This window comes from Candidatus Hakubella thermalkaliphila (genome assembly GCF_013281975.1).
Taxonomy (GTDB): domain Bacteria; phylum Actinomycetota; class Humimicrobiia; order Hakubellales; family Hakubellaceae; genus Hakubella; species Hakubella thermalkaliphila.
The window spans coordinates 1-7,429 of sequence record NZ_BLRZ01000096.1 but is presented as its reverse complement, the minus strand read 5'-3'; the positions used below and the strand labels follow the sequence as shown (position 1 = coordinate 7,429).

The window sequence follows — 7,429 nt, the reverse complement described above, 5'->3', positions numbered from 1 at the left end:
AAAGCACTTTCTCCTCTCTCAGGCAACTATGCTTCTGATCAGGCTCGCGTATTTATCCAGATAGAATCTGGTATTTTTGCTATCTCTGCTCTCACAAAAAAGATGGAAGACCGGTTCTTCCGCATCTGGCAGGATAAGAACCCAGCCGTCCTTCTCAAAAATCTTAACACCGTCAATCAACTCCACTGGCTGGTTATGGTGTTTGCACTCCTCGGCGATCTTGCGCATGACCACTCCCATCATCTCCCAACTACAGGAGACGGTCTCCTTATCCACGTTGAATTCAGGGAGAGAATGCAGCAAATGGGAAATGGGTTCTCCCTTAAGAGAGAGAAGTTCCAAAATTTTACAGAAAGCCATAACCGCATCGTAGGCGGGAAGAAATTTGGGAAAGATATAGCTCCCGTAAAGATCTCCGGCAAAGATGGCCCCCTCGGCCATACTGGCTTCCATTATGGCGCTAGAGCTGGCCTTGGTTCTGACTATCTCACAGTCATAGCTTTCCGCTAACTCCTCAGCCCTGGAAGTGGCGGTCAGCGGGACGATGATCTTACCTCCCCTTCCTCTCTGGCCCATGAGCTTAATCAAAAGGAGAAGCATCCTGGGAGGGGGAACTACATCTCCGTTCTCATCCACCAAATAGATTTTTTCTGAAGCGCTATCAATCATAACTCCCAAGTCAGCCTTAAAGGCATTAACCATGGAAGAAAGCCTGTCCAAAGAGACATTCAGTTCCTCCGTGACCATAGCAATGTCCTCATCGGTATAGGCATTGATGGAGACCACGTCGGTTCTCAATCTGCCCAGGATAGAAGGAAGAATTAGAGAAGCGCTGCCGTAGGCATAGTCAAGGATGACTTTCAATCGGGTCTGTTGGATAACGTTGAGGTCTATGGCACTTAGAAGAGCATTGCGATAGTATTCCACGGTGCGTGCCGGAAAGACTATCTCCCCCACCTCATCATAGAACGCCCTCCTGAACTCTTCTATATGATAGAACTTCTCGATCTCCCGTTGTTGGTTCATGTCTATGTCTATGCCATTAGAATTGAAGAAGTTGATCTGGACAATATTGGGATCAGAGGGCCAGGCTCTGGCATGAACTCCTCCTTCCGCTCTTCCGGTATGCACATTAAAGCGGTTGACTGCTGGGGGAGCTACTCGCAGATCCTGGATATGCACTCCTGTAGAAAGAAGGCCGGATATCATGGCTCTCTTGATCATCCGGGAGGCCCGGCTGGCGTCCCTGCTGGTAGTAACCTTGGAGTTGGGCGGCAAAGTGGTTCCGTAGGCCATGGCCAGCTTAGTGGCAACTTCAGGAGTAATGTCGATATTAAGAAGCCCTCTTACCCCTTCCTTCCTGAAGAGCGTGCGTGTGCCCCTGGATTCCCATATGATGCTGCGCTTTATGAACGCACCCATGTCGATGATCTTGGAAGGATATACCCTCACGTCGTGCTTTATAATGGCTCTTTCTCTGACCTTACAGTCATCACCGATAGCTACTCCTTCCTCGATGATAACCATGTTCCTAATATCGCAATTCTTGCCGATGATAGCTCCCCTTATGTTGGCCATATCTCCTATGAAAGTGTTGTCCCAGATAATAGTTCTATCTATTACAGAACTATCTCCCACTACTACATTGTCCCCAATAACAGTGTACTCCCCCAGCCTGGCCCCTGCTTTGATCTTGGAGTGGTTGCCGATGAATACAGGGCCGAAAATGTCCACATTCCTGGCTATCTCCCCGTTCTCACCGACCCAGATGTCTCTACGCATCTTAGCGCCAGGAATGCAGACATCGACTTTGCCATCGAGAACATCCCGGTGTGCCTGGCGGTAGTGTTCCAAATTCCCAATATCGCACCAATAGCCATCAGCTGTGTATCCGTAAAGATTCTGGCCCTGCTTCAGGAGTCTGGGGAAGACATTTCTGGCGAAATCCACCTCCCGCTGGGACTCTATATGATCAAAAATCTCCGGCTCCAGCACATAGATGCCGGTATTGATAGTGTCACTGAAAACCTGGCTCCAATCCGGCTTCTCCAGAAATCTTTCAATCCTCCCCTCAGCATTGGTTATGACCAGGCCAAAGTCCAGGGGGTTCTCTACGCTTTTCAAACAGACGGTAGCTAAAGCTCCCTTTCTCTTATGAAAATCAATAAGATCAGTCAGATTTATATCTGTAAGAGCATCGCCGCTAATTACCAGGAAGGTTTCCTTTCCCAGAAAACTTTGGACATTTCTGACACTGCCGGCAGTGCCGAGAGGAGAATCCTCAACTGCGTAGCTGATATTCATCTCCAGGCTAGTCCCATCGCTAAAATAGCCTCTGATCACTTCGGGCATGAACTGGAGAGTCACCACTATGTCTACAATGCCGTGTTTCTTCAGAAGCTCCACAATGTGTTCCATCACGGGCTTCCCCACTACTGGTACCATCGGTTTCGGAAGGTTGACCGTGAGAGGTCTGAGTCTGGTGCCTTTGCCGCCGGCCATGACCACCGCTTTCATTGCTGCTCCTCACAGGCCAATATTCTAGGCAAATATAACTCTATAAGCTTTGATGGTATAGTGCACACCAGAAATGATAGACATAAGACATCCTGCGTAGAAAATATAAAAGCCAAGAGGCTCTATTCCGGCCAAGAGAACAACAATAGAAGTAATAATGCAGAAAGTAGTCAACTTTCCTGCGGTAGTAACGGATAACTCTTTCCGGTTTTTCTCTTTTAGTAGGAGAAATCCCACTGTAAGATACAGGTCTCGAAAAAGGATCAAAAAAAGCCCCCACAGAGGTATCATCCCCCTGTAAGCCATGGTTATCAGGGCGCTGGCCACCAGAATCCGGTCCACAAAAGGATCGGCCCTCTTGCCAAACTCCGTGATCCCGTTAAAAGAGCGGGCAATATAGCCATCAATGACATCCGTTAGAGCCGCCACAAGAAAAAGGCTCAGGGCAATCTGAGAGAAATTCTTTCCTTCTGAGAGCATAAAAAAGACAAAAAACGGAACCAGCAGTAGTCTTAAAATCGTAAGAAAATTAGCCACTGAATCACCTTGTCAGGAAACAGTCGCTTTTGAGCTTTTTGCAGGAACGCCAGAGTTACCTTGAGTATATACTACCAGATCAAGGGAGATCAATGAGGGGGGGTTGCCCAGGATCTCTCCTCTTCTTTCAATCGCTGGCCGCTACGTTTTTGTGGCAGTACCCGATTTTGGGAGATCCCTAATCTTCCTATTCTCTGTATTTACTCTCTGTATTCTCTGGCAACTGAATTGTTAGTCATCCATTCCTGCGCCCGTAGAAAACCCGGAACAGCTCGGGGAAAGCCGTTATTCCTCCCATTCCGCACATCTCATCGCGGTTTTCTCGCTAATTTCCACTGCACTTACAATCCCCTGCGATATGCGGTTTCCGGAATGCCGAGAAGACCGAGAACCTGTTTCTGTAGATCGGTGAGCTCGGGCTCGAAGAGATGAACATCGTTGCCATTCTCGATAAGAGTGTGCCGCTCGACCAAGCTGAACAGCTTCAGTATCTGCTCCGCGGTCGGCCGCCTGTTGGCCCGCTCCTCGGGGTAGAGGGGGATGTCGGTGATCTCCCTCCTCTCCATGGCACCTCGCATCTCCCTCTCGATCAATGCCTGCACGAGAAGTGATACGAAGTACAGGAAGAAAAGGGCCTCCACCCTTCCCTCGTTCTTGAGGAACACCGGTGCTATCTCGAGGACGGTCTTGACCTGGGAGAGGAGCTTCTCGATTGTGGGCTGGCGTTTGTGGGCCTCAAGGACTTGCCTTGGGGTGAGCGAGCGGTCGTTTGTGAGAAGTGGATACATGCCGTCGCTCTTCTGGTCGTAGGCCACCTTGTCCTTGTTTACCCTCCATTGTATCTTCCAGCGCTTCCTGGTCTTGCGCACGTACTTGGTATCCGGCCCCGGCCTTCCGGGTCTCTCCTGCTTGAACGAGTGCTCGTAGGCGGTTTTGAGGGATACCTCGATGTAGCGTACTACATGCAGCCTCTCAAGAATCTCGTCGATCTGCCTTTGCATCTCGTAGCGTGAGCGCTTCCGGGGCCTGGGTCCCATCTGCCCTCCGGCTAGATCGGAGAGCTCCTGCTCCGCGCGCGCGATCCTCTGGCGCCGGAACTCAGATGTCCTCAAGGCCAGAAGAGAGCTGAACACCCAGATGACCGGCCATCCTTCCGCCGAGGGGAGCCTGTCCCTCCAGACGAACCACCTGTCCCTGGGACCACCCTTCTGGCGCGGGTTCTCCCTGTCCCACACCTTCTCCCAGTCAGGCTCGTGGCCCTGGACCCACTCGCGGAACAGCCTGTCCTCAATCCGGGTCCTTGGAAGAACGGTGACGAATCGGCCTTTGCGTCGGTCTATGTAACCCATGGCGTCTTCGTTGCAGAGCTTTCCGTCCGCGACGTACAGGAAGTCGTTCCTGCCGGTGGCACGGCATAGCGCGTCCCAGGTCTCCTCGTGGGTGCGCGAGTCGTTTTCGTTTCCCGCCTCGCAGCGGAACTGCACGGGAACGGCGCCGTCGCTCGTGGAGGTGAGGATGAACAACAGTTGCTTGAGGTCGGGACGCTTGTCCTTCGAGTAGCCGTAGGTTATGAAGGGCGCCTTCTTCCCCCTGATGCTCCTTCCCTTTGCCCGGGCGTACTGTCCGGTGAACTTCACCGTGGTGGAGTCGCTTAAGTAGCTCGTCGAAGGAGAGCGAGAACTCATTCCCGGCGGATATGACTATCTCGGTGAGGAGACTTCCCCTGTCTGAGTCGAAGAGCCTATCCAGCGCCCTGCCGATAAGGTCGTCAGTAATCCTTTCCGCTTCCTCGGGCGAAAGCCCGAAGCCCTCCGGAGCGAATGTGCTCACCACCTCCCCCAGACGGTAGATGGGATCCCGCTCGGTGATGATGGACCTAAGGAGCACTCCCAGCCTCTTGTCGTAGGAAAGGGCGCAGCGGGGGTCCCTGGTCGGAACGAAGCGGTCGAGGATGTCGATGAGCCCCAGGCGGCCCAAGAAGTGGTTGACCAGGGGGAGGGGTCCCAGCCGCTCCGTCTTCAGGTCAAAGATGCGTTCTCCCATTACCACCCCTTGACAGGACGCCAATCTAGCGTTAGTATAAACGCCAGATACAGGAGTTGTCAAGGGGTATGACCCAAGATATGGACAAGAACACACGGGATGCTTCCCGCCGCATAGGACAGATCAAGGCCAGGATCGCCGGGATGGACCTGGTCTGCTCGGGCACGCTCATGGAGCGCAAGAAGAAATGCGGGAGGCCCAACTGCCGGTGCGCAAGCGATCCGGACGCCATCCACGGCCCCTATTACGAGTGGAACCGCTGGAAAGGTGGCCGTCTCGTCCACAGGGTGGTATCCAGGGAGCAGGCGGGAATGCTTGCAGGAGCGATCGCCAATCAGCGCGAGATCAAGGATTTACTCCGGCAGTGGGAGCGGGAAACCGAAGCCATTGTGCTCGGCGATCGCAAGCGCAAGAGCTGATGGCGGGGCGGTAGATAATTAGGGAGAAATCACTTTTGAGATGTGCGGAATGGGAGTTATTCTGCAAGATTCTTGAGATAATGTGATATAATAATCGAGTAAATTTCCTATTAGCTAAGCACGCTTTGTCGGGACGTGGCGCAGCTTGGTAGCGCACCTGAATGGGGTTCAGGGGGTCGGAGGTTCAAATCCTCTCGTCCCGACCAGTTGTTAAGAAAATCTCTAATCAGAGCCTATTTTGGCACCGCCACTTGGGCAGTAAAGCTCTCCTTAAGTCCTCTTCTAGTTCACCTGAATCGTGAGGAAGTTACAACTTCACAAGGAGGAGCAGGAGAACTTCTCCTTGCCCCAGGACATTTATCGAACATTGTTATTGCCTCCTGTGGCAATGTCGCCTAACGGTATCAACATAAAAGAAGTTTCGGCGAAGACGAAATTTAGACGAACGAAGTGAGCCGTATATGCTGTGCGAAGTCGTGCATTTTCTCATTCAACATCCTCGTCTTCAACCCTAACTCCTGCCTGATTTATTGCCTCCTTAACCTTATCCTCATATTCCGAAATCGCCATCTCTCCGTCTTGTGTAGATATTTCAACTCTTATATTTACCTGATTAAACTTGCTTTTGATGTAGTTAACCATTTTTACAATATCAGATAATTTACCTGAAGGAACATTCAATTTAAGGTTAATATTATGATATTTTTCTTTTGGTTTAACAATGTCTTGTAATTCGTCCTTCCTTCTTCTTGCCTCTTTTTCAAGTTTCTTTCTTTGCTCTGACGATAAGTCATATTGGGCAATTTCTTCTTCTATTTTCGTTATGTCTAGAGTCCTATCACATTCTTTGATTTTAGTAATATATGATTGGAACATCTCATCTGAAATCCCTTCTATAGGTTTAGGCAAGCACAATTCCGCTCTGATGATGATTTCCTCTTCTACTATCTCAGGAGAAAATTCCTCTTTGAAATGATCGCAGACAGGTTTTCCGTTTTCTATACCTCCAACCCCAAATAATCCTTGTCTGACCCCTTCTTTAATAGAATCTTTAAGCACCTCATCGCGTATGACCCTTACCTCTCCTGATGTTTTGTAAAAGGATTCAAGAATATTCTTTGTTTTAACATAATCTCTATCTTTGAGGTATTTTTCTTTAAGAGATAGAGCGCTTAATTTTTCAAGAATTTCACCATCACCTCTCAACCTTTCATATACTTCTTTATCTATGGTAACATCTGCTCCATAAGTAGGGATTCCTAAATCAATTTCTTTAAATCCTTCCTTTGAAGGGAGCAATATAAGACGGTAGAGACTTCTTATACGCTCTTTTACTTCAGCTTCGGCTTTTTTTATTTTCTCTCTTACTTCCTTTCTCTACTCATCAGTAATACGGAGTGTTTTGTCTTTTTCTATAAAGTGCCATGCAAGTTTTTTCTTCAAGAAGTTATCAAAGCTTATTCTCTCAGATTCTGATGGACAGAGAAATATAAGGGTATTGCGGTAAACCCTTGGCCGTTCTCCGCAATTTTCCAAAAACTCTTTGCATCTCTTGTGATTTGTCTGGATAACCAGTTTCAACCTCGTCGTGTCAGAAATGTCTTTAGGATTACCAGGCCAGATATAAATATCAAAATATTCTTTGGTAAGGCTTTTGGTTAAAAGATTTTTTTCTTCTAACTTAAGGTCTTCTATGCTCCCCATTTTTGTTAAAAGTATGCGATTTAGGTTTGGTTGATTTGTAAAGAACAATCCTACATCAGAAATGTAAAAGAGATTGTCTTTTAGTTTTGACACTGCTTCTGCAACTATACTACTGGGGGTAGAAGGGTCAGCACATGAAAGTTTTATCTCATTAGAGGCTGTCTAAAAACTCCAATTTCAAAAACTCATCTCCCACTTCGCCCCTAAAA

General features: G+C 48.9%; 6 protein-coding genes, 1 tRNA gene and 1 pseudogene. 2 read left to right on the top strand and 6 right to left on the bottom strand.

Annotation, left to right across the window (positions count from 1 at the left end):
- Positions 1 to 18 precede the first annotated feature (18 nt).
- The 4 genes and pseudogenes from HW443_RS08530 to HW443_RS13960 form a co-directional block, all read right to left on the bottom strand.
- On the bottom strand, positions 19 to 2,517 hold the full coding sequence (locus HW443_RS08530) for a mannose-1-phosphate guanyltransferase (RefSeq protein WP_176235447.1): 2,499 nt from the start codon (positions 2,515 to 2,517) through the stop codon (positions 19 to 21).
- Positions 2,518 to 2,541: 24 nt separating this feature from the next.
- Positions 2,542 to 3,054, bottom strand: a complete 513-nt coding sequence (gene pgsA, locus HW443_RS08525) for a CDP-diacylglycerol--glycerol-3-phosphate 3-phosphatidyltransferase (RefSeq protein WP_176235448.1) — start codon at positions 3,052 to 3,054, stop codon at positions 2,542 to 2,544.
- A 341-nt stretch (positions 3,055 to 3,395) separates the two neighbouring features.
- Positions 3,396 to 4,739, bottom strand: a complete 1,344-nt coding sequence (locus HW443_RS08520; protein ID WP_258189808.1) for an IS1634 family transposase — start codon at positions 4,737 to 4,739, stop codon at positions 3,396 to 3,398.
- Positions 4,740 to 4,764: 25 nt separating this feature from the next.
- Positions 4,765 to 5,097: pseudogene (locus tag HW443_RS13960) on the bottom strand (DUF4277 domain-containing protein); the annotation flags it as partial.
- Between the two features lie 68 nt (positions 5,098 to 5,165).
- On the opposite strand from HW443_RS13960, the gene HW443_RS08515 reads away from it, so the two are divergent.
- The gene (locus HW443_RS08515) at positions 5,166 to 5,516 is read left to right on the top strand and encodes a DUF6788 family protein (protein WP_176227016.1); all 351 of its coding nucleotides are present in this window, start codon (positions 5,166 to 5,168) and stop codon (positions 5,514 to 5,516) included.
- 129 nt (positions 5,517 to 5,645) lie between these two features.
- Positions 5,646 to 5,722: transfer RNA gene (locus HW443_RS08510), tRNA-Pro, on the top strand.
- A gap of 280 nt (positions 5,723 to 6,002) precedes the next feature.
- On the opposite strand, the gene HW443_RS08505 is transcribed toward HW443_RS08510, so the two are convergent.
- On the bottom strand, positions 6,003 to 6,815 hold the full coding sequence (locus HW443_RS08505) for a hypothetical protein (protein ID WP_176235450.1): 813 nt from the start codon (positions 6,813 to 6,815) through the stop codon (positions 6,003 to 6,005).
- Between the two features lie 78 nt (positions 6,816 to 6,893).
- On the bottom strand, positions 6,894 to 7,313 hold the full coding sequence (locus tag HW443_RS08500; protein ID WP_176235451.1) for a hypothetical protein: 420 nt from the start codon (positions 7,311 to 7,313) through the stop codon (positions 6,894 to 6,896).
- Between the last annotated feature and the right edge of the window lie 116 nt (positions 7,314 to 7,429).

What these genes read in the sequence shown, in the direction of transcription:
- HW443_RS08530 (WP_176235447.1), bottom strand. Translation starts at nt 2,517, where the DNA reads ATGAAAGCGGTGGTCATGGCCGGCGGCAAAGGCACCAGACTCAGACCT.
- HW443_RS08515 (WP_176227016.1), top strand. Translation starts at nt 5,166, where the DNA reads ATGACCCAAGATATGGACAAGAACACACGGGATGCTTCCCGCCGCATA.
- HW443_RS08520 (WP_258189808.1), bottom strand. Translation starts at nt 4,739, where the DNA reads ATGAGTTCTCGCTCTCCTTCGACGAGCTACTTAAGCGACTCCACCACG.